The organism is Mariniflexile jejuense (assembly GCF_042675665.1).
Classification (GTDB): domain Bacteria; phylum Bacteroidota; class Bacteroidia; order Flavobacteriales; family Flavobacteriaceae; genus Mariniflexile; species Mariniflexile jejuense.
In genome coordinates this window covers 1605795-1630074 of the sequence record NZ_JBHTJI010000001.1, presented here as the reverse complement: position 1 = coordinate 1630074, position 24280 = coordinate 1605795, and the positions used below count along the sequence as shown (strand labels likewise).

The following is a 24280-nucleotide window of genomic DNA, read 5'->3' as shown; positions in this document are numbered from 1 at the left end:
TATGAAATTTATAGAATCGTTAAAGAATGTTTGGAAAATAGAAGAACTAAGAAACAGAATCATGGTAACTCTTGGTTTGCTATTAGTTTATCGTTTTGGTGCTCAAGTTGTACTACCAGGTATTGATGCTGCACAATTAAAAGGGTTAGCAGAAAGTACAGATGGTGGTTTATTAGGGTTGCTTAATGCCTTTACAGGTGGTGCATTTGCAAATGCTTCGGTTTTTGCATTAGGTATCATGCCATACATTTCTGCTTCTATTGTAGTTCAATTAATGGGAATAGCTATTCCTTATTTACAAAAACTACAAAAAGAAGGCGCTAGTGGTCAAAAGAAAATTAATCAAATAACTCGTTGGTTAACTATTGCAATCTGTTTGCTACAAGCACCAGGTTATTTAGCAAGTTTACCAGCATTAGGCATTCCTACAAGTGCATTTTTATTAGGAACAGGACCATTATTTTACTTCTCTTCAGTAACGATTTTAGTTACAGGCTGTATTTTTGCAATGTGGTTAGGAGAAAAAATTACCGATAAAGGTATAGGTAATGGTATTTCTTTATTAATTATGGTAGGTATTATAGCAAGGCTACCTGCAGCATTCATTCAAAATGCAGCAACAAGGTTAGAAGGTAATAACGTAATGCTTATTCTTTTTGAATTAGTATTATGGTTTGCTATCATACTAGGAAGTATCATGTTAGTTATGGCTGTTAGAAAAATTGCTGTACAATACGCAAGAAGAACAGCTACTGGCGATTACGAAAAAAGTGCAATGGCAGGTTCAAGACAATATATTCCATTAAAGCTTAATGCTTCTGGAGTTATGCCAATTATATTTGCACAAGCTATTATGTTTGTTCCTAGTTTAATAGGAGGTTCATCACTTTTAAAGGAAACAACATTTGGTGCGTGGATGCAAACTAATTATGCTGATATTTTTGGATTGGCTTACAATATTACATTTGCGTTATTAATTATAATATTCACATATTTCTATACAGCTATTACGGTGCCAACAAATAAAATGGCAGACGATTTAAAACGTAGTGGTGGTTTTATACCAGGTATTCGTCCAGGTACAGAAACATCTGAATATTTAGATAAAATTATGTCTCAAATAACCTTACCAGGTTCTATATTTTTAGCATTCATAGCTGTGTTCCCAGCAATTATTGTTAAGCTTATGGGCGTACAACAAGGATGGGCATTATTTTTTGGAGGCACCTCATTAATCATTTTAGTAGGTGTAGCCATAGATACTATGCAACAAGTAAATTCTTATTTGTTAAATAGACACTATGATGGCTTGATGAAAACAGGTAAAAATAGAAAGGCAGTAGCTTAATATTATACTATGGCAAAACAAGCAGCAATAGAACAAGACGGAACCATTATTGAAGCATTATCAAATGCTATGTTTCGTGTTGAATTAGAAAATGGTCACATTGTGACAGCGCATATCTCTGGTAAAATGCGTATGCATTATATAAAATTATTACCAGGTGATAAAGTAAAATTAGAAATGAGTCCTTATGATTTATCTAAGGCCAGAATAACTTATAGATACTAACAGAGATGAAAGTAAGAGCATCAGTAAAAAAGAGAAGCGCAGATTGTATAATTGTGCGTAGAAAAGGTAGACTTTACGTGATAAACAAAAAGAATCCTAGATTTAAACAAAGACAAGGGTAATTATGGCAAGAATTGCAGGTGTAGACATACCAAAAAACAAAAGAGGAGTTATTGCTTTAACCTATATCTACGGAATAGGTAATAGTAGAGCTAAAGAAATATTAGCACAGGCTAATGTTGATGAAAGTATTAAAGTTCAAGATTGGAACGATGACCAAATTGCTGGGATTCGTGAGGCTGTTGGAACTTTTACAATCGAAGGTGAATTACGTTCGGAAATTCAATTAAACATCAAACGTTTGATGGATATTGGATGCTACAGAGGTATTCGTCATAGAGCAGGTCTTCCATTAAGAGGACAGCGTACTAAAAACAACTCTAGAACTAGAAAAGGTAGAAGAAAAACTGTTGCTAACAAGAAAAAAGCAACTAAATAACAATTAGTCTTTAGTAATTAGACGTTGGAAGGAATCTGTTTGAAATTATAAAAGGTTTAGGATTCTAGCGACTATCAACTATAACTGAAAACTATAAACAATGGCAAAATCAAACACAAAAACTACAAAAAAACGTAAAGTTATTGTAGACTCTGTAGGAGAAGCGCATGTAAATGCTTCATTTAATAACATCATCATCGCACTTACAAACAAAAAAGGCGATGTAATTTCTTGGTCATCTGCAGGTAAGATGGGTTTTAGAGGTTCTAAGAAAAATACACCATATGCTGCTCAATTGGCTGCTGAAGACGCTTCAGCTGTAGCTTTAGAGGCTGGCTTAAAGAAAGTAAAAGTGTATGTAAAAGGACCAGGAAACGGTAGAGAATCTGCAATCCGTTCTATCCATAATGCAGGTATTGAAGTGACAGAAATTATTGATGTTACGCCACTTCCACACAATGGATGTCGCCCTCCAAAACGTAGAAGAGTATAATATTTTACATATTTTAAATAAAATTAATATCAGTTGTTCTAAACAGTTGATATTAATTTTTTTATATGTAAATTTGCACACTTAAAAAATAAAATTAACAAGTATCAACAAAGAGATCAACGATTATCGAAGGATAAGATTAAGACCTTAATTCATAATCACTCTTAAAAAACAATTAAAATGGCAAGATATACTGGTCCTAAAACTAAAATAGCTCGTAAATTTGGTGAAGCTATCTTTGGAGAAGATAAATCTTTCGAGAAAAGAAATTATCCTCCAGGGCAACATGGAAACGCTAGAAAGCGTGGGAAAAAATCTGAATACGCAATTCAGTTACAAGAAAAACAAAAAGCAAAATATACTTACGGTATATTAGAGCGTCAATTCAGAAATATATTTGAAAGCGCAAGAGCTTCTCAAGGTATTACAGGTGAAGTTTTATTACAACTTTGCGAATCAAGATTAGATAACGTTGTATTTAGAATGGGAATTTCTCCTTCTAGAAGTGGTGCTAGACAATTAGTATCTCACAGACACATTACCGTAAATGGAGAAATTGTAAATATTCCTTCATACCAATTAAAAGCTGGTGATGTTGTTGCTGTAAGAGAAAAATCTAAATCTCTTGAAGCTATCGCTAAATCTTTATCAAATTCAAGTCAAGTTTACGAATGGATTACTTGGAATGATGATACAAAACAAGGAACCTATGTTTCTGTTCCTGCAAGACTTCAAATTCCAGAAAATATTAACGAGCAATTCATCGTCGAATTATATTCTAAATAATAAATTATTAATATTGGTATTTAGCCAAAGGGTTTATAGTCTTCTTCAAACTTTTAAACCGCGCAACTAGGTAACAATTAAAACGAAGAACAATATGGCAGTATTTAATTTCCAAAAACCAGATAAAGTAATCATGATTGATTCTACTGATTTCGAAGGTAAATTCGAATTCAGACCATTAGAGCCTGGTTATGGTTTAACAGTAGGTAACGCATTAAGAAGAGTTTTACTTTCTTCTTTAGAAGGATTTGCTATTACCTCAGTTAGAATTGAAGGTGTAGATCATGAGTTTTCAGCAATTGCTGGCGTAGTAGAAGATGTTACTGAAATCATTTTAAATTTAAAACAAGTACGTTTTAAAAGACAAATTGAAGATATCGATAACGAATCAATTTCTATTTCAATTTCTGGTCAAGAACAAATTACAGCTGGTGATTTCCAAAAATTTATTTCTGGATTCCAAGTGTTAAATACAGAATTAGTAATCTGTAATTTAGATCCAAAAGTTAATTTCAATATGGAAATAACTATTGAAAAAGGTAGAGGATACGTTCCAGCAGAAGAAAATAAAAAAGCTGCTGCACCAGTAGGAACTATTTTTACAGATTCTATTTATACACCAATAAAAAATGTTAAGTATAGTATAGAAAACTATCGTGTTGAGCAAAAAACAGATTACGAAAAATTAGTTTTTGAAATCATCACAGACGGTTCAATTACACCTCAAGATGCATTAACTGAAGCTGCTAAAACATTAATTCACCACTTCATGTTATTCTCTGATGAGCGTATCACTTTAGAAGCTGATGAAATTGCACAAACTGAAACCTATGATGAAGAATCACTTCACATGCGTCAGTTGCTTAAAACGAAGTTAATCGATATGGATTTATCTGTACGCGCACTTAACTGTTTAAAAGCTGCAGAAGTAGATACTTTAGGAGATTTAGTATCTTTCAATAAAAACGATTTAATGAAATTCAGAAACTTTGGTAAAAAATCATTAACAGAGCTAGAAGAACTAGTAAATGTTAAAGGTTTAAATTTCGGAATGGATTTAAGTAAATACAAATTAGATAAAGACTAGTTAATTTAGTTTTTTCGCAATAAACAATTATTAACGACTCATAATTTGCTCTCCGAATGGATCTGGTAGCAAGATGATGTCAAATTTAAAATGTCATGAGACACGGAAAAAAAATAAATCATTTAAGTAGACAAACTGCTCACAGAAAATCTATGTTGGCTAATATGGCTTGTTCTTTAATAGAACACAAACGTATTAACACTACAGTTGCAAAAGCAAAAGCTTTAAAACAATTTGTTGAGCCAATGATTACAAAATCTAAAGAAGATACAACACATAACAGACGTATTGTTATGTCGCGTTTACGTCAAAAAGAGGCTGTAGCAGAATTGTTTAGAGATGTTGCTGCAAAAGTAGCTAATCGCCCAGGAGGTTATACAAGAATTATTAAACTTGGAAATCGTTTAGGTGATAACGCTGACATGGCAATGATTGAGTTGGTTGATTATAACGAGCTTTACAATGCTTCTAAGCCAGAGAAGAAAACAACTAGAAGAAGTAGAAGAGGTGGTTCTAAACCAGAAGCTGCTCCAGTTGTTGAACCAAAAGCAACAAACGAAGAAGAATAAATGTTAATAAGCATTTAACATATAAAGGATAAACTATTTTAGTTTATCCTTTTTTTTTAGCATTTTTGCAAAACTTTTTTACACTATAGATGAAATATCAAAAAAGACAAAAAGCCATCATTCTATTAGCAGATGGTACTATTTTTTACGGAAAAGCAGTAGGTAACAAACAAGGAACAGCATTTGGTGAAGTATGCTTCAATACCGGAATGACTGGGTATCAAGAAATTTTTACCGATCCTTCCTATTTTGGACAATTAATGGTAACAACCAACGCACACATAGGTAACTATGGCGTGAATGCAGACGAAGTTGAATCCGATTCTATTAAAATTGCAGGTTTAATTTGTAAAAACTTTAGTTATGAATTTTCTCGTGACGCAGCAGACGATTCATTAGAAAGTTTTTTAGATAAAAATAACCTTTTAGCAATTTCTGATATCGACACAAGAGCATTGGTAAGCTATATTAGAGATAATGGCGCAATGAATGCTGTTATTTCTACTGAAGTAGATAACATTGAAGGTCTTAAAAAACAACTTTCAGAAGTGCCAAATATGAATGGTTTAGAGTTGGCTTCAAAAGTATCAACTAAAGAACCATATTATTTTGGAAATGAAAACGCAACTTATAAAGTAGCAGCCTTAGATATAGGCATTAAAAAGAATATTCTTCGTAACATAGCTAAAAGAGACGCATACATTAAGGTGTTTCCGTACAATGCAACATTTGAAGAATTAGCGGCATTTAATCCAGATGGCTATTTCTTATCAAATGGACCTGGAGATCCAGAACCTTTGGTAGAAGCCCAAGCATTAGCAAAAGAAATTATTAAAAGAGATTTACCTTTATTTGGGATCTGTTTAGGGCACCAAGTTATTGCATTAGCAAACGGTGTCTCAACTTATAAAATGCATAACGGGCATAGAGGTATTAACCATCCTGTTAAAAATTTGAATACTGGTAAAGGTGAAATTACGTCACAAAATCATGGTTTTGCTGTAAATAGAGAAGAAGCTGAAGCACATCCAGATTTAAAAGTAACACACGTACATTTAAATGATAATACAGTTGCTGGTTTAGCCATGAAAAGTAAAAACTGTTTTTCAGTACAATACCATCCAGAAGCTAGTCCAGGGCCACATGATTCATCATACCTTTTCGACCAGTTTATAGAAAATATTAAAAGTAAATAATATAAAATCCTCAAAAACAAACAATGTTTTTTGAGGATTTTGTTTACTAAAACGTTATAGATGCTATTTTAAATATTTATTAAAGAACATCTTAAAATTAACAAGATTTAAACGTAAATTTGAATATTAAAAGTTTTAAAAATAACCAATTATGAGTGTAATTATAAATATCCACGCTAGACAAATTTTAGATTCTAGAGGAAATCCTACCGTAGAAGTAGATGTTGTAACAGAAAATGATGTTTTAGGAAGAGCTGCTGTACCATCAGGTGCATCAACAGGCGAGCATGAAGCTGTAGAATTACGTGATGGTGGAAAAGCATATATGGGTAAAGGTGTTTTAAAAGCTGTAGATAATGTAAATTCAATTATCGCTCCAGAATTATTAGGAGTTTCAGTTTTTGAACAAAACTTAATCGATCAAATAATGATTGATTTAGATGGTACAAAAAATAAATCAAAATTAGGTGCTAACGCTATATTAGGTGTGTCTTTAGCAGTTGCAAAAGCTGCAGCAAATGAACTTAATATGCCACTATATCGTTATGTTGGTGGTGTTTCGGCAAATACACTTCCAGTACCAATGATGAACATTATCAATGGAGGTTCACATTCTGATGCGCCAATTGCATTCCAAGAGTTTATGATTATGCCTGTAAAAGCTAAAAACTTTACACACGCTATGCAAATGGGAACAGAGATTTTCCATAATCTTAAAAAAGTATTACACGATAGAAATCTTTCTACAGCAGTAGGTGATGAAGGTGGTTTTGCTCCTAACTTAGCGGGTGGAACAGAAGATGCTTTAGATTCTATAAAATTAGCTGTTGAAAAAGCAGGATATACCTTTGGTGATGATATTATGATTGCCTTAGATTGCGCTTCGGCTGAATTTTATGTAAATGGAAAATACGATTATTCAAAATTTGAAGGCGAAACAGGAAAAGTAAGAACATCGGTAGAACAAGCTGAATATTTAGCTGAATTAGCTGCAAAATACCCTATCATTTCTATTGAAGATGGTATGGATGAAAACGATTGGGAAGGTTGGAAATTATTAACCGATAAAATTGGTGATAAAGTTCAATTAGTAGGTGATGATTTATTTGTAACAAACGTTGAACGTTTATCGCGCGGTATCGAGCAAGGTATTGCAAATTCAATTCTTATTAAAGTAAATCAAATTGGCTCATTAACCGAAACTATTGCAGCTGTAAATATGGCTAAAAACGCAGGATATACATCTGTAATGTCTCACCGTTCTGGTGAAACTGAAGATAATACCATTGCCGATTTAGCAGTAGCTTTAAACTGCGGACAAATAAAAACAGGTTCTGCTTCTCGTAGCGACCGTATGGCTAAGTACAACCAATTACTTCGTATTGAAGAGCAATTGGGTGAAGTGGCTTATTTTCCACAAGAAAAAGCATTCAAAATAAAATAAGAAAAAATTAAATTTTATAAAAAAGCGGTTATTATTTTAATAATCGCTTTTTTTTTTAGATTAATTTCAAATAATTTGTTAAATGATAAAATCTTTGTTTATATCATTTATAGTACTAATAAGATATTTTGTAAATTAGCAATCCAATTTAAGAATTTTAAAAAATCATTCAAACTTATGGCAAATACTGCTACTATTGAAGTTAACGGAAAAAAGATAGAACTTCCCGTAATAGAAGGAACAGAAAATGAACTAGCTATAGATATTTCAAATTTTAGAAGTGCATCAGATGGTGTAATTACTATTGATCCAGGATATAAAAATACAGGATCGTGTGAAAGTGCTATTACATTTTTAGATGGTGAAAAAGGGATTTTACGTTATAGAGGATATTCTATTGAAGAGTTAGCTGAAAAAGCAGATTTTTTAGAAGTTGCATACTTATTAATTTTTGGAGAATTACCAACCAAAGAACAAAATGATAAGTTTCATGATGATATTAAAGCACAATCTGTTGTAGATGAAGATATTAAAAAAATTATAGAAGCGTTTCCAAAATCGGCTCATCCAATGGGCGTAATATCTTCATTAACAAGTGCATTAACAGCGTTTAATCCGTCTTCAGTAAATGTAAATTCTGAAGCAGAAATGTATAAGTCTGTAGTTAAAATTATGGGTAAATTTCCTGTTTTAGTAGCATGGACTTACCGCAGAAAAGCAGGTTTACCTTTAGACTATGGCGATAATTCATTAGGTTATGTTGAAAACATTCTAAAAATGATGTTTAGCCAACCTAATGCATGTTATGTGCAAAACAAAATTTTAGTTGATGCATTAGATAAACTATTAATTTTACATGCAGACCACGAACAAAACTGCTCTACTTCAACAGTTAGAATTACAGGTTCATCCCATGCAGGATTGTTTGCATCATTATCTGCTGGTATTTCTGCACTTTGGGGTCCACTTCATGGTGGTGCTAATCAAGCAGTATTAGAAATGTTGGAAGCTATAAAGGAAGATGGTGGCGATACAAAAAAATACATGGCGAAAGCAAAAGACAAAGAAGATCCGTTCCGTTTAATGGGCTTTGGTCACCGAGTTTACAAAAACTTCGATCCACGTGCTAAAATCATTAAAAAAGCAGCTGATGATGTATTAGGAAGTTTAGGCGTTGAAGATCCGGTTTTAGATATTGCAAAAGGACTTGAAAAAGAAGCATTAGAAGATCAGTACTTTGTAGATAGAAAATTATATCCAAACGTTGATTTCTATTCAGGAATTATTTATAGAGGTATGGGTATTCCAACCGATATGTTTACCGTAATGTTTGCATTAGGTCGTTTACCAGGTTGGATAGCACAATGGCGTGAAATGCGTTTAAATAAAGAACCAATAGGACGTCCTAGACAAATTTATACAGGCGCAACTTTAAGACCGTTTGTACCTGTTGAAGAGCGTTAAAAACCTTTTTAATTGTTAAATATTTAAAGCTTCATAACTAAACATTATGAAGCTTTTTTATATTTACAGCATGTTACAACTCAATATAAAAAACGAAACTTCAAGACTTCGTACTGTTATTTTAGGAACAGCAGAAAGTAATGGGCCAACACCAAGTGTGGAAGATTGTTACGACCCTAAAAGTAAAGAACATGTAGTTGCAGGAATTTATCCTAAAGAAGTAGATATGATTAACGAAATGGAAGCTGTTGCTGCTGTTTTTAAAAAATATGATGTTGAAGTATATAGACCCAATGTTATTAAAAATTGTAATCAAATATTTTCGAGAGATATTGCCTTTGTAATTGAAGATAAAATAATAAGAGCCAATATTTTACCAGATAGAGAAAAGGAAATTGAAGCCATTCGCTATGTGTGGAATCAGGTTGAAAGAAAAAATAGAATTATTCTACCTCCAGAATGCCATGTAGAAGGTGGCGACGTCATGCCTTGGAACGATTATGTTTTTATAGGCACTTATTCCGGTGAAGATTATCCAGAATTAATTACAGCACGTACCAATATGGATGCTGTTATTGCCATACAAGAATTATTTCCAGAAAAAACCGTAAAGTCTTTCGAACTTAGAAAATCGAATACTAATGCTAAAGAAAATGCGCTGCATTTAGATTGTTGTTTTCAACCTATCGGAAAAAACAAAGCCATTATTCATAAAAATGGGTTTTTAATTGAACGTGAATATAATTGGTTAGTAAATTTCTTCGGAAAAGAAAACGTGTTTGAAATAACTAAAGATGAAATGTACGATATGAATAGTAACATTTTCTCAATATCTGAAGACGTTATAATTTCAGAAAAAAACTTTACACGACTAAACACTTGGTTACGCCAACAAGGTTTTATTGTTGAAGAAGTGCCTTATGCTGAAATAGGAAAACAAGAAGGTTTGTTGCGTTGTACAACAATGCCCTTAATTCGTGATTAAAATTCCTGCGAAAGCAGGAATCCCAGTTTTTAGCTTTCATTTAATACAAAGCTAAAGTTCCATTTTTAATGAATATAATCGCTTGTTAAATGAATTTGGTTCTATTTTTCTTATAAAATCAAGTGTAATTCTCTAATTTTAATAGCTTAAATAGTTTTATTTTTGCTCTCTAATACCGTTTAGTCATGCAACAAACCACAAACACAATTTTAATGATTCGCCCTATAAATTTTAGGATGAATGAGCAAACTGCCGTAAACAACTACTACCAAAAGGTGTTAAATACTGTATTACCTCAAACAGTAAATGCAAAAGCCCAACAAGAGTTTGATAGCTATGTTGAAAAGTTGCGTGGTATAGGTGTAAATGTCATTGTGGTTAATGATACTAACGAATTTGATACGCCCGATTCCATTTTTCCAAATAATTGGGTTTCGTTTCATGAAAATGGCGACGTTGGGTTGTATCCTATGTTTGCAGAAAACAGACGTTTAGAGCGTAGGGAAGATATTTTAGAAACGCTAGAAGAACAGGGTTTTGAAATAAATAATGTTTATGATTATACCAGTGCTGAAGATGAACATGTGTTTCTTGAAGGTACAGGAAGTTTGGTTTTAGACCGTGTAAACCGAAAAGCATATTGTGCTTTATCGGCAAGAGCTGATGAAGATTTGTTTATTGAGTTTTGTGAAGATTTTGAATATACACCAGTAATTTTTACTGCTAACCAAACCGTAAACGGGCAGCGAAAAGCAATATACCATACAAATGTAATGATGTGCATTGGTGAAACATTTGCTGTTATTTGTTTAAGTAGTATTGATGACAAAACGGAATGCAAAAACGTAATAAGCCATTTAAAAGAAGATGATAAAGATATTATTGATATTACCGAAGCACAGGTTACTAATTTTGCGGGTAATATGTTACAGATACAAGGTTTAAACCAAGAACGTTATTTAATAATGAGTGATGCAGCGTATAATTCACTTACCAAAAACCAAATAGAGCGTCTTGAGAAGCATACTAAAATACTTTCAAGTTCTTTAGATACTATTGAAGCTTGTGGTGGTGGTAGTGCTCGTTGTATGATGGCAGAAGTGTTTTTGCCTAAAAGTTAAATCTTATCTATTGAATTTTTGGTTATTGCGTAGGATAAAAACTGTCAAAACAATAAATAATCATTGTATTAACAACTGATTTAAAAAAATAAAAAATCACTTTTTAAAAATACTCATGTCTTCATTATAAATTGGGCTTCCTACTGCTAAAAAATCTAAAATACTATGGAAAACATGGTGTTGAGATAGCATTTTATTTTCTTTAAGTTTTCTTGATCCATCAGATAACCATACAATAAATGGTATTTCAAGTTGCTCTTTTGGAGCCATGCTTACAGGTATACCATGCATGTATAAATTATTTTCACCTAAAGACTCACCGTGGTCGGAAATGTAAATAAGAGAAGAATTATATTCTTCAATTTGTTTTAATTCTTCTATTAAGCTAGCTAAAATATAATCTGTATAAACAATCGTATTGTCATAAGCATTTGTTAGTTCTTCTTGGGTGCAATTTGCTAACTCAACACTTTTGCATACAGGATTAAATTTATTAAACTCTGTAGGGTATTTTTTATAGTATGTTGGTCCATGACTTGTGCTTGTATGTAAAACTACTAATATTTTATTTTTTTTACTTGTTAATATCTGTTCTTTTAAACCATTGAGTAAAATTTCATCATAATCGCACTTATTTCCAACGCAAAGTTTTTTTAAATCTTCTTTGTTTTGATAATTTTTAATTTTAACAGTAGGTTCTCCCCAATTTGTGCTTTTCCAGAAAACCTCAACATTACTTCTAAATAAATAATTTGGTAATATCTCATATAACTTATTACTGCTTTTATGTTCTAAAATACTTTTAACACCAGCAGTAGTATATGTTGCATTTGATTCTGCTTTGTAACTATACACATTACTTATTTTTGAAAGTAATGGGTTGGTGTTTTTCTTGTAACCGTATAAAGAAAAATTCTTACTTCTTGCAGATTCTCCTATTACTAGTACAACTATAGATTTTTTAGTGTCTTTTATTGTCGCTTTTGGTAATAAAATTTGTTCCTTATTTTTTTGGTTTTTATGAAGGTAAAATAAATGTGTGTTGACGGCATAACACCAAGGCATAACCAAACCCCCTAAAGTTTTTGAATTTTTGTCTATCCATAACCAATTTTTTGAGTTAGCAAAAGCAAGTGACAATAGAAAAATAAGAGTTAAAAACACATGCACTAAAAACTTTTTAAACGGTATGTTAATGGGTTTTATTTTAAAAATTAAAATACTTGGAATTATTCCTAAAAAAATTAAGTATAGTATTAAAGAAAAAGAAAAGAAACTACTAGACTCTTCAAAATTAGTATTGAGAATATTACCAATCATTGTTTCATCTATAATAATACCGTAATTATTTATAAAATATAACGCAATTGCATTGATAATAAAAAAGATAACTAATAACCATTTACCAAAAATGCGTAGTGTGTAAAATAGGATATAAAAAAATAATGCATTTAAAACTAAGGCTAAAATGGTTAAACTAACAATAAGTGTAATGCCATTTAAACTATTAATATCAAAATTAGCACAAACAAATTTATAAAAAGGATAATGGTATAAAATAAGATTAATAAAGCTAACTAATAAGGCAAAATAAGTTAATCTAATTGGTTTTTTTAACATAGGTACTTGTTATTAAATATAGTGTTACAACTAAAGCTAATAATGAAATATAAAAAATTGGTAGATTTAAGTCTATAATTTTCTTAATAATAAAAAAACTCCAAACAGCTAAAACTAACATAAAAATAGGATAGTTTTTTTTGTTTTTAATACAAGAAAACAAATTTACAACATTACTTATTTTAATACCAATAATGGTCACTATATAACCAATTGTACTTCCAATTATTACATCAAGTGGATAATGAGCACCAACACCAACTCTTGAAAAAGCTATTATTAAACCCAACAAAAGCATAAAAATATACCAAAGTTTTTTGTGTTTTTTTGGCATAAAAGCATACAATACAATTGTTATTACAATAAAAGTAGCTATGGAATGTCCTGAAGGTAAAGATGTGTGTCCTGTAAGTGTTTTTCCAATTATGCTAAAACTGTCATTGTTAAAAATAGCAGCTGGTCTTGGTACTGCAAATAATTTTTTTAATGTAGCAGAAACTATTAATGAAATTATAGCAGATATTAACAATGCATCCCACACTTTAGGGGCATAAATAATAAATATACTTAAAAAAGGGAAAAATATAATTACATCACCTAGTTGAGTTAGGTTGAACTGTAAATTTGGATATTGTGATAATTTATTGTTAAGAAAAAAAAATAAATCTTTTTGAATATTTATATATGCATAAGTGTAGTTAGCACCGTTATTAAAAATAATAAAATATAGATAAATTAACAATAGTAACAAAAAGGAAGGGATAAGTAACTTTAATTTTAAATTCATAAAATTATTAATTACAATATTATCCAATTTAGAATTATTTAACATATACAATTTTTTCTATATAGCAGAAGTTAAAACGAATTTAGTTTGAATTTTTTATATAGTCAAATTGAACCAGTTAATTTTAATAAATTAATCAAGATTGACTTTTTTTTGAAGTATTTACTGTGTGTTGGTACAATAATATATAGTGATGTTATATTGATTACTATGTTGAAAATAATAAAATCTATGCTTCTTTAGTTATTATTTTTAAAAGATTTTAAACAGTTTTATGCTTATAAGTAGTAGATAAAACACTAAGATGGTCTAGATTTTGGTAACTGTACATAAAACGTACTACCTACATTTGGTGTGCTTTCAACCCAAATTTTACCGTTATTCAGTTCTACCAACTCTTTACATATTGATAAGCCTAAACCTGTACCTTTTTCATTATTGGTACCAACTGTGGTGAACGAACTGTTTTTAAATAGTTTGTCTATGTTTTGTTTTGATATGCCAATACCTGTATCTGCAATACTAATAATGCAACTTCCGTTGCTTATGTGGTTTGAAATAGTGATTGTATCGCCACTTTTGCAGAATTTTAAGGCGTTTGCAAGTAGGTTTTGTACAACAATTTCGAACATGCTTCTATCTGCATAAGCAAAATCGCGTAATGAATGGTCTACTAATTCGATGCCTTTGCTTTCCATGCGTTGGTCGATTAGTTTTACTTTTTCTTCAAAAACTTCTTGTATATCAAACAAGGTTGGTTTTGGTTCTAAAGATTGCATTTGCGATTTAGACCAATTTAGTAAGTTGAATAATAAAAGTGATGCATTGTTAGCGTTTTCGCTTAATTCTGGAATTAGATTATCAAATTCTTCTCTGCTTAAAGAACCGTCTTTTAATAAATCTATAAATCCATTAATTGATGAAAGTGAGTCTTTTAAATCGTGTGAGACAATAGAAAATAGTTTGTCTTTTACGTTGTTTACGTTTTCTAAGTGTTTTGTTTGTTCTACAAAAGCCTCGTTTTGTAATTCAATTTTTAGGTTTTTTTCTTCTAATTCTTGCGTGTATTTAATGTTACTGTTTCGTTTTAAATAGATTAAAATTAAAAACGTTGAAACAATTGCAAGTGCAGCTAATAAGCCATAAAATATTAGTTTAAACTTATCAAAACTTCCGCCTAAGCCAGCAAAAGAATCATCATTAGTTTCATCTAATTCTTTTTCAAAATTTGGGTTAAACTCTAAGGCAACAGTATCGTTATTATTATGTTTATAACTATTAAGGCTGTTTTTTAGATTGAAATATTCACGTTGCCACATAAAAGCACTCTCAAATTTGTTTTTTGTAGAGTCTAACGCAATCATTAATTTATAATATCTAAGTAATTCAGATTTGTTATTTAAACTTTTAGCAATAGTACCAGCTTCATAAAGTTGTTCTTCTGCCTGTGTTAATTTGTTGGTTTGTAAGTTTAAATCGCCCAGTGTGTTAAGCGCGAATAAAACGCCTTGTTTGTTATCAAATTTTCGGTTAATGTTTAAGCCTTCATTTAAATAGTTTGAAGCTTTTTCATAATCGTTAAACTTTAAATATTCGGCACCTAATTTTGGAAATATGCGACCTTTTAAAGAATCAATATCTTTGTTTTTTCCTTTTAAAACCTTTTCATAATACTCAATAGCTTTTCTATTTTCATTTTTTGATGAATATACTTCGGCCAGTAAACTGTAAGATTGTGTAAGTCCTACATTATCATTTATTTGTATTTGGTTTTCAACTGCTTTTAAACCATAGTCAATAGCTTTGTCTGCTGCATTTATGTTTTGATATGCTTTGGCTAGGTTGCTGTATGCGGTGCTTAATTCTTTTTTTAGGTTCTTTTTTTCAAGTTGATTTATGGCTGCTAAGGCATATTGAATACCTTTTGAGTAATTACCTCGTTTAATTTCTATTAAACTTATACTGTTATTAATTTTTGCAACACCTAGTGAGTCATTTAAATTTCGGTATAAATTTTTTGATTTTTCATAACCAGAAATAGCATTAATATAATCACTTTTTTGGGCATAAATGAGAGCTTTGAAATAAGTTGTTTCGGCAATGCCTTTCGTGTAGTTTAAACTTGTTGATAGTTTTTCACTTTCAATAATATATTTTAAAGCTCTATCATAATCCTTAATATCATATAGTGATTTTATAAGTTTTAATGATGTTCTTACTTTTAAGGTGTCTTGATTTTCAAAGGCAAGTTGTATGGAAAGGCTATCTAACTCTTTGGTCTGAGAGTGACCTAAGAATACAGATAATATAATAATTAAAGTAATTATTTTCCTCATACAATATGTATTACAACTAATAATAAAGCCATAATATAGTGTATCTTATTTGAGGGAAATAAGTAATACCTATCAAGCTGTAATGTTTTTGTTGGTTAAAAAAAAATCCTCGAAAGGATATTAATAGCTTTACCACGCAAAAGTTGGAAAAAGCCTTTTTAAAATCTAATTTCTGCGTTTTTCTACCAATAAATTAGTTAAAATGACAAAGTGAAAAATGCTAAAAAATCGACGAATAGATTAACGGCAAAAAACATAGAAAAAAAGCACTTTTGTCGATGAAATGCATTAGCCTTTTTAATGTTTTAGAATGAAGGTGAAAAGCTAAAAAAATCAAATTATTGTATTACTTTAAATAGTTGTATTACATTTTTAATAATATAACTAGTTTTTATTAAGCCAAATTTTAAAGTAAAGCTTTAATAAAAGTTTTATCTTTGCTCACTTTAAAAAATTGACTATTAATGAGCCTTCAAGTAACGTTATCAAATCAAGTAAAACAAGCGGTTTTAGCATCATTTAATATTGCCTTAGAAACGGTAGAATTTCAAGCAACTAGAAAAGAGTTTGCTGGCGATATAACGGTTGTAATTTTTCCAATGTTACGTTTTATTAAAGGAAATCCTATGCAAATAGGTGAAACTATTGGTGATTATTTAGTTGAAAATGTTGCAGATGTTAAAGCTTATAATGTAGTAAAAGGCTTTTTAAATGTTGAAATAAGTGATGCGTATTATGTTAAATTTTTTAATAGTATAAAAGAAAATGCACTATATGGTTTTGTTTCACCCCAAGCAGATGAAAAAGCTATAATGGTTGAGTATTCTTCACCCAACACAAACAAACCGTTGCATTTAGGGCATGTTAGAAATAATTTATTAGGCTATAGTGTTGCCGAAATTTTAAAAGCATCTGGCAAAAAGGTATATAAAACCCAAATTATAAACGATCGCGGTATTCATATTTGTAAAAGTATGTTGGCTTGGAAACTGTTTGGTAATGGCGAAACACCAAAAAGTACAGGCTTAAAAGGAGATAAACTGGTTGGTAATTATTATGTGAAGTTTGACCAAGAGTATAAAAAAGAGATTGAAGCTTTAGTAAAATCGGGTAAAGCGGAAGATGAAGCAAAAAAGAATGCACCTTTATTATTTGAAGCTCAAAACATGCTTTTGAAATGGGAAGCAGGTGATGCAGAAACTGTAGCGCTTTGGGAAAAAATGAATGGTTGGGTTTATGAAGGTTTTAATGAAACTTACAAAAACATAGGAGTAGATTTTGATACTTTGTATTATGAAAGTAATACCTATTTATTAGGAAAAGAATTTGTTACAGAAGGTTTAAAGTCGGGTGTTTTTGTTCAAGAAGCCGATGGTTCAATTTGGTGCGATTTAACCGAAGATGGTTTAGATAAAAAAATAGTACAACGTTCTGATGGTACAGCAGTTTACATGACCCAAGATATTGGAACTGCTATACAACGTATTAAAGATTTTCCTGATGTTGGTGGCATGGTTTATACCGTTGGTAATGAGCAAGATTATCATTTTCAAGTGCTTTTTTTAATTTTGAAGAAATTAGGTTTTGATTGGGCAAAAAACCTATATCATTTAAGCTATGGAATGGTTGATTTACCTAGCGGTAAAATGAAAAGTAGAGAAGGAACTGTTGTTGATGCCGACGATTTAATTAATGAAATGGCTTCAACTGCAGGTGAAATTTCAGAAGAACTTGGAAAACTTGATGGCTATACTGAAACTGAAAAACAAGCGTTATATAAAACCATTGGCTTGGGTGCTTTAAAATATTACATCTTAAAAGTAGATCCTAAAAAGCGTATTTTATTCGACCCAAAAGAATCTATCGATTTTCAAGGAAACACAGGACCGTTTATTCAATATACTTACGCCAGAATACAAGCTATTTTACGAAAAGCAGATTTTAATTTATCGGTTAATGTAGAAATGCCGCTTCATCAAAAAGAAAAAGAGCTTATAAAACAATTGGAGTTATTTCCTGATGTTATTCAAAATGCAGCTTCGCAACACAGTCCGGCATTGGTTGCTAATTATACTTATGAGTTGGTAAAGGAATTTAATTCATTTTACCAAAACGTATCTATTTTAGGTGCCGATAATGATACTGAAAAAGTATTTAGAGTACAACTTTCTAAAATTGTGGCTTCAACCATTAAGAATGCCTTTCATGTTTTAGGAATTCAGGTTCCTGAGAGAATGTAATAAAACCTAAAAAAAAGGTATTGCAATTTATTTTTTGGAATTTATCTTGTGTTACTTTCCGTACAAAAAATACTTGTTCACCAAATCAATATACAAACGCTTCGCTTCGTTTTGAGATATATTCTTTACCTGAAATAAAGCATTTGTTTTAAAAGCATTGATAATGGCTTTTTTACTACTTGGCCGACTGTAGTTGTTTGTAGCCTTTTTGTAGTACGCATATAGGTTTAAAAGTACATCGGCAGGAAAAGGCTCGGTGTAAGCATTTACACGACTTACAGCTTCTTGAAATTCTATTTCTAATGCGTCATTAGTCATTTACTTCGGCAATTATACTTTCGCCACCACGAACTTTTTGGTTAAGTTCTACTTTAATTTTAGTATCTAGAGGTAAATACAAATCTACTCTTGAGCCAAATTTTATAAATCCAGAATCGGCACCTTGTGTAGCTTTGTCATTAATTTTAGCATAGTTTACTATACGTTTTGCTAAAGCTCCTGCAATTTGTCTGTAAAGTACTTTTCCGTAAGTGTCGTTTTCTACAACTACGGTTGTACGCTCATTTTCTTCGCTTGCTTTTGGATGCCATGCTACTAAATATTTACCAGGATGGTATTTACTAAAAATAACATTGCCACTTATAGGATAACGTGTTACATGTACATTTATTGGAGACATAAATACACTTACTTGCAAACGTTTGTCATTAAAAAATTCTTTTTCAAATACTTCTTCAATGACTACTACTTTACCATCAACAGGTGAAACTACTTGCTTGTTATTTAAAACAGTATGGCGTTTAGGGTTTCTAAAAAATTGAAGTATGAGGATTAAAAACACTAATAATGTAATTAATACAATGGTTCTTAGCCAATTAATAGGTATAAAACTATCAGCTAATAACGAGCTGCCAACAACAAATACAAATGTTAGAAATATAATTTTATGGCCTTCTTTATGAAACATAATGTAAAATTCTTAAAAATAAATATATAAATGGTGCGGCAAAAATAATGCTATCTAACCTATCTAGCAAGCCTCCATGACCGGGCATTATTTTACCACTATCCTTTACGTTCGCTTGTCTTTTAAACTTAGATTCTATTAAGTCGCCTATAGTACCAAAAACACTTACAACAATACTTAAAATTAGCCAACTCGTAAAGTTTAAAGTTTGTGTAAAGGTAGCAATAAAATAGCTAGCGATACACGAAAAAAGTAAACCACCTAGAAAACCTTCTACTGTTTTTTTAGGTGAAATTTTTTCAAAAAGCTTTTGTTTGCCAAAGTTTTTTCCAACTAAATAAGCAAAAGAATCGTTAACCCAAACTAAAATAAAACATCCTAAAAGAATATTTGGGTTGTATGTTTCATGATAATCTGCAATTAAAATTAAAAAAACAAAAGCACTTGATATATAAAACGTAGTAAGTACAAATTGTTTTGAGCTAAAAAGCGGTGTTGCTTTTTCAGAAAACAAGTCTTTTATTAAAAAAAGCTCAATAAAAATAGTAAGAACCATAAGTATTTGTACAGCTTCATCAATGCCTGTTTTTGTTTTCAAAAGTAGTTGCCAATACACAAAAACAGCATAAAGGATACAAAATATAAAATAGGGAATGATGTTTTTAAGTTGAATTAATTTTTTAAATTCAAATAGGCAAATGATGCCAAAAACAAAAAAAAGCGCAATTAGTAAATGTTGATTGTATAGGCATAGAATTAAAAGCAATACATATAGCAAGCCTGAAAACGCCCGAATAAGAATTTCTTTCATTCTATAAATCTTCTAAAAGGAGTAGGTATAGATTTTTTGCACTGCTGCCATAACTTAAAAAATCTTTTTCATCATTAGATTTGAAGTGTTTTATGGTAGTTATGTTTGTTGGGATTTTTTGTTTGTTTTTAAATTTGATACCTCTTAAACCTTCACCAATATTCTCTACTATTTGACTTGTTGTAGCAAAAACAATAAAGTTTGCAGGTAATTCTGGTAATTTTTTTTCAAAAATTTGTTTGGATGAAATTAATAACGAACCATCATTTGCTATTAGGTTTTCGCAGGTTGTTAAAAAAATGGTTGCTTCACTTACTTTGGTAGTAGGTTGTAATTCTGAGTTTTTAAAACGATCTTTTAAGTTGTCGTCTAGTATTAAAGTTTCTTTGTCAGTCCAATTATTTTCTTCAATAATGCTTTCAAGATTGTTGTAAATTTCATTTAAATTTTCACAATACAGAAACTTGCCGCCATTGGCTTTAAAGTTTATAGTAAACTTTTCATCAATAGGTAGCTTAATTTCGGGCATATATTTGCCTCTTTCATTAGACTTTACATCTTCAGTAGATTCGTCTGGTTTCAGACCAAAAATTTTTCTAAAAAGACTCATTTAGTACACTGCTATTAATATAATTCTTTTTGAGGTTATCAAATATAAAAAATCTTAAATTAACAGTACTGTTAATTTAAGATTTTTACTTAAAGCTTATCAAAATATAAAAAAAACTTACTTTTCTTGTGTTTCAACGTCTTCTTTTTCAAAAGCACGTTCACCAAATATTTTTTCAAGATTGTCTTTAAAAATAACTTCTTTTTCAAGAAGTACTTCTGCAAGCTCTGTAAGTTTGTCTTTGTTATCTTCTAAAAGTTTGATAGCACGTTGATATTGTTTTTCAATAATATCTGAAATTTCTTTGTCTATCAATTCAGCTGTTTGTTCGCTATATGGTTTTGTAAAACCATATTCGTTTTGTCCAGATGAATCGTAATAAGTTAAGTTTCCAATTTTATCGCTTAAGCCATAAATAGTTACCATAGCTCTTGCTTGTTTTGTTACTTTTTCTAAATCGCTTAATGCACCAGTTGAGATGTTATTGAAAATAACTTTTTCAGCTGCACGACCACCCAAAGCAGCACACATTTCATCTAGCATTTGCTCTGGTCTAACTATTAAACGTTCTTCTGGTAAATACCAAGCAGCGCCTAACGAACGTCCACGTGGCACAATAGTTACCTTTACAAGTGGTGCAGCATGTTCTAGCATCCAACTTACAACAGCGTGACCAGCTTCATGAAAAGCTACTGCACGTTTTTCACTTGGTGTAATAATTTTATTTTTCTTTTCTAAACCACCAATAATTCTATCAACGGCATCAAGAAAATCTTGTTTATCTACAGATTTTTTTCCATTTCTAGCAGCTATTAAAGCAGCTTCGTTACAAACATTTGCTATATCGGCACCAGAAAACCCTGGTGTTTGTTTTGATAAGAAGTCTAGGTCTAAATTTTCGGCTTTTTTAAGCGGTCTTAAATGTACTTCGAAAATTTCTTTACGCTCTCTAACGTCTGGTAAATCAACATAAATTTGTCTATCAAAACGTCCAGCACGCATTAAAGCGGTATCCAAAATATCGGCTCTATTGGTTGCAGCAAGCACAATAACGTTGGTGTTTGTGCCAAAACCATCCATTTCTGTTAATAATTGATTTAAAGTGTTTTCACGTTCGTCATTACTTCCAGACATGGCGTTTTTACCTCTTGCACGACCAATGGCATCAATTTCGTCAATAAAAATAATTGAAGGTGATTTTTCTTTGGCTTGTTTGAATAAATCTCGAACACGAGACGCACCAACACCAACAAACATTTCTACGAAATCTGACCCAGATAATGAGAAGAATGGCACTTTTGCTTCACCAGCAACGGCTCTTGCTAATAATGTTTTTCCTGTGCCTGGAGGTCCTACAAGTAACGCGCCTTTTGGTATTTTTCCTCCTAATGAGGTGTATTTTTCAGGAAATTTAAGGAAATCTACAATTTCTTGAACTTCTTCTTTTGCCCCTTCTAAACCAGCAACATCTTTAAATGTGGTTTTTACTTCTGTATTTTGGTCAAAAAGTTTTGCTTTAGATTTTCCTATGTTGAAAATTTGACCGCCACCACCGCCACCAGTACCACCAGACATGCGACGCATTATAAAAATCCAAACACCAATAAGTAGGATAAAAGGTAAAATACTCATTAACAAATTGCCCCAATTATCAGTTTCTGTATCAAATTTTATAACCGGTCTTTTTGGTAAGTTTTTAGCAATATCGTTTAACTGATTTTCAAAATTTTGTAAATCGCCAAACTCAAATTTATAGTTTGGTAATTTTGAAGCTACAGGTAAAAATGAGCTTGGTTTCGATTTCTTGTGGATATCTTTATTTTCTGCTTCTTCAGTTAAATAAACTTTAGCAACACGTGTGTTTTTTATAATATCTACTTTTGCAACATCACCATCTTCTAAATATTTAAAAAATTGAGAAGGTGTTGTGTCGCTACCATCTTGTGATGTGCTGCTACTAAATAATTGATACCCTAAAATAAGAGCAATTAAAATACCATAAATCCAGTACGGACTAAATTTTGGCTTGTTTTCGTTTATATTTTTTTTATCGTTTGCCATTCTTTTTCTTAGTAACTAGTTTGTATAACTGTTGTTTTTGCATCGCCCCAAAGACTTTCAATATCGTAGTATTGTCTTATTTGTTTTTGAAACACGTGTACTACAACATTAACATAATCCATTAATACCCATTCAGCATTGTCCATACCTTCTGTGTGCCATGGATGGTCTTTAAGTTCTTTGCTTACTTTTTTCTGAACAGAATTAACTATAGCGTTAACTTGCGTGTTTGAAGTTCCTTCGCAAATTATAAAATAATCGCAAACCGTATTTTCAATTTCTCTTAAATCAAGAATATTTATTTCTTTTCCTTTAACGTCTTCAATGCCACTAATTATAACAGATATTAATTGGTCTGCACTTATATTTTCTTTCGCCATTAAAACTTTTTAAATTTTTGCAAAGTTATTATTTTTTTAGTTCTTTATAGTTTAAAATTATCATAAGATTTTATATACTACAAATTACTTTCCATGCTTATAATCAAACTTAATGCCACCGATTCAACAAATAGTTATTTAAAACGGCTATGTGGGAACGAATTGGTAACCGATTATACAGCTGTTATGGCAAAAAAGCAAACCAATGGCAGAGGACAAATGGGAACGGTTTGGAGTGCTCAATCGGCTAAAAACCTCACGTTCAGTGTATATAAAGATGTTTCAACGTATAATTTAGAACATCCTTTTTATATAAGTATGGCAACTGCTTTGGCTTTAATTAAAACTTTAAAAAGCTTATCTATTAATAAATTAAGTGTTAAATGGCCTAACGACATTTTGTCAGAAAACAAGAAAATTTGTGGTATTTTAATAGAAAACGTTGTCAAACAAAATAAATTTGCCAGTTCTATTATTGGTATAGGTTTGAATGTGAACCAAGTTGAATTTGAAAACTTACCACAAGCATCATCTTTACGAGTGGTTTCTGGGCGTGTTTTTGATATTGATGAAGTTGCCCAAATTATCATTAAAAACCTGAAGTATTATTTTGATATGTTGAAAAAAGATGAGTTTGAAACCCTAAAGAATAAATACGAAAGTTGTCTTTTTAGAAAAAACAAACCTTCAACATTTAAAGATGCTGAAGGTGTAATGTTTTCTGGTTTTATAAAAGGTGTTTCAAATTCTGGATGTCTTCAAATACTTCTTGAAGATGATATTATAAAAGAATTCGAATTTAAAACAATTACATTATTGTATTAAATAGCTTTTGGAATACTTGTGGCAAGTGTTTCAATAAATTTGCTAATTGGGCCTTTTATCATCATAGCCATCATCGGGTTAAAGTCGCCCGAAAACTCCAATTGAACTTCGCTTGAAGCGTCATCTTTCTTGGTAATATTACCAGTTAATGAAAAATCTAATTTTCCGCCAGCAGCACCTAAAACTATTTTGTTTGGTGGTACAACTTCTTTCTTTTTAAGAACAATTTCTGGCATACCTTTTAAAGCAAATACAAATGTGTCTTCACTTAATACTTCAAATTTGCTAATATTTTCAGGCATTAACGATTCGAAATTTTTAATATTAGCTAAAAAATCAAATACGTCTTCAGGAGATTTTTCAACACTTATTTTTGGAGATTCTAAATTCATTTTTGTAGTAATTTGTTTGTTGTTAGGTTGTTAA

The 24280-nt window shown here is 30.9% G+C and carries 25 protein-coding genes; 15 read left to right on the top strand and 10 right to left on the bottom strand.

What is annotated here, in order from left to right; translation table 11 throughout:
* The first annotated feature begins 1 nt into the window (after window position 1).
* The 13 genes from secY to ctlX all read left to right on the top strand — a co-directional run bounded on the left by secY (window position 2) and on the right by ctlX (window position 11217).
* Entirely contained in the window at window positions 2-1348 is a 1347-nt protein-coding gene (gene secY / locus ACFQ1R_RS07150; protein ID WP_379925452.1) for a preprotein translocase subunit SecY, read from the top strand.
* Between the two features lie 9 nt (window positions 1349-1357).
* Window positions 1358-1573, top strand: a complete 216-nt coding sequence (infA, locus tag ACFQ1R_RS07145) for a translation initiation factor IF-1 (RefSeq protein ID WP_028289261.1) — start codon at window positions 1358-1360, stop codon at window positions 1571-1573.
* 5 nt (window positions 1574-1578) lie between these two features.
* Window positions 1579-1695 carry a type B 50S ribosomal protein L36 gene (gene ykgO / locus ACFQ1R_RS07140; RefSeq protein ID WP_074961360.1) on the top strand — a complete coding sequence of 39 codons (117 nt, stop codon included), beginning with the start codon at window positions 1579-1581 and terminating at the stop codon, window positions 1693-1695.
* A gap of 2 nt (window positions 1696-1697) precedes the next feature.
* The gene (rpsM, locus tag ACFQ1R_RS07135; protein ID WP_372755617.1) at window positions 1698-2072 is read left to right on the top strand and encodes a 30S ribosomal protein S13; all 375 of its coding nucleotides are present in this window, start codon (window positions 1698-1700) and stop codon (window positions 2070-2072) included.
* A gap of 100 nt (window positions 2073-2172) precedes the next feature.
* Window positions 2173-2565 (top strand): 30S ribosomal protein S11, encoded by a 393-nt coding sequence (gene rpsK, locus ACFQ1R_RS07130; RefSeq protein ID WP_117172435.1) that lies wholly within the window; start codon window positions 2173-2175, stop codon window positions 2563-2565.
* A 180-nt stretch (window positions 2566-2745) separates the two neighbouring features.
* Window positions 2746-3351 (top strand): 30S ribosomal protein S4, encoded by a 606-nt coding sequence (rpsD, locus tag ACFQ1R_RS07125; RefSeq protein ID WP_379925450.1) that lies wholly within the window; start codon window positions 2746-2748, stop codon window positions 3349-3351.
* Between the two features lie 94 nt (window positions 3352-3445).
* Window positions 3446-4438, top strand: a complete 993-nt coding sequence (locus tag ACFQ1R_RS07120; RefSeq protein WP_379925449.1) for a DNA-directed RNA polymerase subunit alpha — start codon at window positions 3446-3448, stop codon at window positions 4436-4438.
* A gap of 95 nt (window positions 4439-4533) precedes the next feature.
* On the top strand, window positions 4534-5007 hold the full coding sequence (rplQ, locus tag ACFQ1R_RS07115) for a 50S ribosomal protein L17 (protein ID WP_379925447.1): 474 nt from the start codon (window positions 4534-4536) through the stop codon (window positions 5005-5007).
* Window positions 5008-5096: 89 nt separating this feature from the next.
* On the top strand, window positions 5097-6203 hold the full coding sequence (gene carA / locus ACFQ1R_RS07110) for a glutamine-hydrolyzing carbamoyl-phosphate synthase small subunit (RefSeq protein WP_379925446.1): 1107 nt from the start codon (window positions 5097-5099) through the stop codon (window positions 6201-6203).
* A gap of 151 nt (window positions 6204-6354) precedes the next feature.
* Window positions 6355-7647, top strand: a complete 1293-nt coding sequence (eno, locus tag ACFQ1R_RS07105) for a phosphopyruvate hydratase (protein ID WP_379925445.1) — start codon at window positions 6355-6357, stop codon at window positions 7645-7647.
* 177 nt (window positions 7648-7824) lie between these two features.
* A complete protein-coding gene (locus ACFQ1R_RS07100) occupies window positions 7825-9111 on the top strand; it encodes a citrate synthase (protein ID WP_379925444.1) in 1287 nt (428 codons plus the stop codon).
* 70 nt (window positions 9112-9181) lie between these two features.
* Window positions 9182-10096 (top strand): dimethylarginine dimethylaminohydrolase family protein, encoded by a 915-nt coding sequence (locus tag ACFQ1R_RS07095; protein WP_379926320.1) that lies wholly within the window; start codon window positions 9182-9184, stop codon window positions 10094-10096.
* 185 nt (window positions 10097-10281) lie between these two features.
* Complete coding sequence (ctlX, locus tag ACFQ1R_RS07090; protein WP_379925443.1) at window positions 10282-11217, top strand: citrulline utilization hydrolase CtlX; 936 nt, start codon at window positions 10282-10284, stop codon at window positions 11215-11217.
* 96 nt (window positions 11218-11313) lie between these two features.
* Here the strand turns inward: ctlX and eptA are convergent, their stop codons facing one another.
* The 3 genes from eptA to ACFQ1R_RS07075 all read right to left on the bottom strand — a co-directional run bounded on the left by eptA (window position 11314) and on the right by ACFQ1R_RS07075 (window position 15960).
* Entirely contained in the window at window positions 11314-12837 is a 1524-nt protein-coding gene (eptA, locus tag ACFQ1R_RS07085; protein WP_379925442.1) for a phosphoethanolamine--lipid A transferase EptA, read from the bottom strand.
* Window positions 12818-13624: a phosphatase PAP2 family protein gene (locus ACFQ1R_RS07080; RefSeq protein WP_379925441.1), complete on the bottom strand. Its 807-nt coding sequence runs from the start codon at window positions 13622-13624 to the stop codon at window positions 12818-12820. Before ACFQ1R_RS07080 ends, eptA begins: the two co-directional genes overlap by 20 nt.
* 299 nt (window positions 13625-13923) lie before the next feature.
* Window positions 13924-15960, bottom strand: coding sequence for a tetratricopeptide repeat-containing sensor histidine kinase (locus tag ACFQ1R_RS07075; protein ID WP_379925440.1), 2037 nt, complete (start codon window positions 15958-15960; stop codon window positions 13924-13926).
* Window positions 15961-16424: 464 nt separating this feature from the next.
* Here ACFQ1R_RS07075 and argS point away from each other — a divergent pair, with 464 nt between their 5' ends.
* On the top strand, window positions 16425-18200 hold the full coding sequence (gene argS / locus ACFQ1R_RS07070) for an arginine--tRNA ligase (protein ID WP_379925439.1): 1776 nt from the start codon (window positions 16425-16427) through the stop codon (window positions 18198-18200).
* Between the two features lie 51 nt (window positions 18201-18251).
* Here argS and ACFQ1R_RS07065 read toward each other — a convergent pair whose 3' ends face one another.
* From ACFQ1R_RS07065 to rsfS, 6 genes are all read right to left on the bottom strand, one after another.
* Window positions 18252-18518: an acyl-CoA-binding protein gene (locus ACFQ1R_RS07065; RefSeq protein ID WP_379925438.1), complete on the bottom strand. Its 267-nt coding sequence runs from the start codon at window positions 18516-18518 to the stop codon at window positions 18252-18254.
* Entirely contained in the window at window positions 18511-19167 is a 657-nt protein-coding gene (locus tag ACFQ1R_RS07060) for a phosphatidylserine decarboxylase family protein (RefSeq protein WP_379925437.1), read from the bottom strand. Before ACFQ1R_RS07060 ends, ACFQ1R_RS07065 begins: the two co-directional genes overlap by 8 nt.
* Entirely contained in the window at window positions 19157-19978 is an 822-nt protein-coding gene (locus tag ACFQ1R_RS07055) for a phosphatidate cytidylyltransferase (RefSeq protein WP_379925436.1), read from the bottom strand. The genes ACFQ1R_RS07060 and ACFQ1R_RS07055 overlap by 11 nt, the downstream gene beginning before the upstream one ends.
* 1 nt (window position 19979) lies before the next feature.
* Complete coding sequence (locus ACFQ1R_RS07050; protein WP_379925435.1) at window positions 19980-20588, bottom strand: LUD domain-containing protein; 609 nt, start codon at window positions 20586-20588, stop codon at window positions 19980-19982.
* A gap of 117 nt (window positions 20589-20705) precedes the next feature.
* Window positions 20706-22649, bottom strand: coding sequence for an ATP-dependent zinc metalloprotease FtsH (gene ftsH, locus ACFQ1R_RS07045; RefSeq protein ID WP_379925434.1), 1944 nt, complete (start codon window positions 22647-22649; stop codon window positions 20706-20708).
* Between the two features lie 8 nt (window positions 22650-22657).
* A complete protein-coding gene (gene rsfS, locus ACFQ1R_RS07040) occupies window positions 22658-23029 on the bottom strand; it encodes a ribosome silencing factor (protein WP_379925433.1) in 372 nt (123 codons plus the stop codon).
* Window positions 23030-23122: 93 nt separating this feature from the next.
* On the opposite strand from rsfS, the gene ACFQ1R_RS07035 reads away from it, so the two are divergent.
* Window positions 23123-23854, top strand: a complete 732-nt coding sequence (locus ACFQ1R_RS07035; RefSeq protein WP_379925432.1) for a biotin--[acetyl-CoA-carboxylase] ligase — start codon at window positions 23123-23125, stop codon at window positions 23852-23854.
* On the opposite strand, the gene ACFQ1R_RS07030 is transcribed toward ACFQ1R_RS07035, so the two are convergent.
* Window positions 23851-24246 carry an SRPBCC family protein gene (locus ACFQ1R_RS07030; protein ID WP_379925431.1) on the bottom strand — a complete coding sequence of 132 codons (396 nt, stop codon included), beginning with the start codon at window positions 24244-24246 and terminating at the stop codon, window positions 23851-23853. The genes ACFQ1R_RS07035 and ACFQ1R_RS07030 overlap by 4 nt on opposite strands.
* Between the last annotated feature and the right edge of the window lie 34 nt (window positions 24247-24280).

Bases quoted from the DNA above. Each gene is read 5' to 3' on its own strand.
- secY (WP_379925452.1), top strand. From the start codon at position 2: ATGAAATTTATAGAATCGTTAAAGAATGTTTGGAAAATAGAAGAACTA.
- infA (WP_028289261.1), top strand. From the start codon at position 1,358: ATGGCAAAACAAGCAGCAATAGAACAAGACGGAACCATTATTGAAGCA.
- ykgO (WP_074961360.1), top strand. From the start codon at position 1,579: ATGAAAGTAAGAGCATCAGTAAAAAAGAGAAGCGCAGATTGTATAATT.
- rpsM (WP_372755617.1), top strand. From the start codon at position 1,698: ATGGCAAGAATTGCAGGTGTAGACATACCAAAAAACAAAAGAGGAGTT.
- rpsK (WP_117172435.1), top strand. From the start codon at position 2,173: ATGGCAAAATCAAACACAAAAACTACAAAAAAACGTAAAGTTATTGTA.
- rpsD (WP_379925450.1), top strand. From the start codon at position 2,746: ATGGCAAGATATACTGGTCCTAAAACTAAAATAGCTCGTAAATTTGGT.
- ACFQ1R_RS07120 (WP_379925449.1), top strand. From the start codon at position 3,446: ATGGCAGTATTTAATTTCCAAAAACCAGATAAAGTAATCATGATTGAT.
- rplQ (WP_379925447.1), top strand. From the start codon at position 4,534: ATGAGACACGGAAAAAAAATAAATCATTTAAGTAGACAAACTGCTCAC.
- carA (WP_379925446.1), top strand. From the start codon at position 5,097: ATGAAATATCAAAAAAGACAAAAAGCCATCATTCTATTAGCAGATGGT.
- eno (WP_379925445.1), top strand. From the start codon at position 6,355: ATGAGTGTAATTATAAATATCCACGCTAGACAAATTTTAGATTCTAGA.
- ACFQ1R_RS07100 (WP_379925444.1), top strand. From the start codon at position 7,825: ATGGCAAATACTGCTACTATTGAAGTTAACGGAAAAAAGATAGAACTT.
- ACFQ1R_RS07095 (WP_379926320.1), top strand. From the start codon at position 9,182: ATGTTACAACTCAATATAAAAAACGAAACTTCAAGACTTCGTACTGTT.
- ctlX (WP_379925443.1), top strand. From the start codon at position 10,282: ATGCAACAAACCACAAACACAATTTTAATGATTCGCCCTATAAATTTT.
- eptA (WP_379925442.1), bottom strand. From the start codon at position 12,837: ATGTTAAAAAAACCAATTAGATTAACTTATTTTGCCTTATTAGTTAGC.
- ACFQ1R_RS07080 (WP_379925441.1), bottom strand. From the start codon at position 13,624: ATGAATTTAAAATTAAAGTTACTTATCCCTTCCTTTTTGTTACTATTG.
- ACFQ1R_RS07075 (WP_379925440.1), bottom strand. From the start codon at position 15,960: ATGAGGAAAATAATTACTTTAATTATTATATTATCTGTATTCTTAGGT.
- argS (WP_379925439.1), top strand. From the start codon at position 16,425: ATGAGCCTTCAAGTAACGTTATCAAATCAAGTAAAACAAGCGGTTTTA.
- ACFQ1R_RS07065 (WP_379925438.1), bottom strand. From the start codon at position 18,518: ATGACTAATGACGCATTAGAAATAGAATTTCAAGAAGCTGTAAGTCGT.
- ACFQ1R_RS07060 (WP_379925437.1), bottom strand. From the start codon at position 19,167: ATGTTTCATAAAGAAGGCCATAAAATTATATTTCTAACATTTGTATTT.
- ACFQ1R_RS07055 (WP_379925436.1), bottom strand. From the start codon at position 19,978: ATGAAAGAAATTCTTATTCGGGCGTTTTCAGGCTTGCTATATGTATTG.
- ACFQ1R_RS07050 (WP_379925435.1), bottom strand. From the start codon at position 20,588: ATGAGTCTTTTTAGAAAAATTTTTGGTCTGAAACCAGACGAATCTACT.
- ftsH (WP_379925434.1), bottom strand. From the start codon at position 22,649: ATGGCAAACGATAAAAAAAATATAAACGAAAACAAGCCAAAATTTAGT.
- rsfS (WP_379925433.1), bottom strand. From the start codon at position 23,029: ATGGCGAAAGAAAATATAAGTGCAGACCAATTAATATCTGTTATAATT.
- ACFQ1R_RS07035 (WP_379925432.1), top strand. From the start codon at position 23,123: ATGCTTATAATCAAACTTAATGCCACCGATTCAACAAATAGTTATTTA.
- ACFQ1R_RS07030 (WP_379925431.1), bottom strand. From the start codon at position 24,246: ATGAATTTAGAATCTCCAAAAATAAGTGTTGAAAAATCTCCTGAAGAC.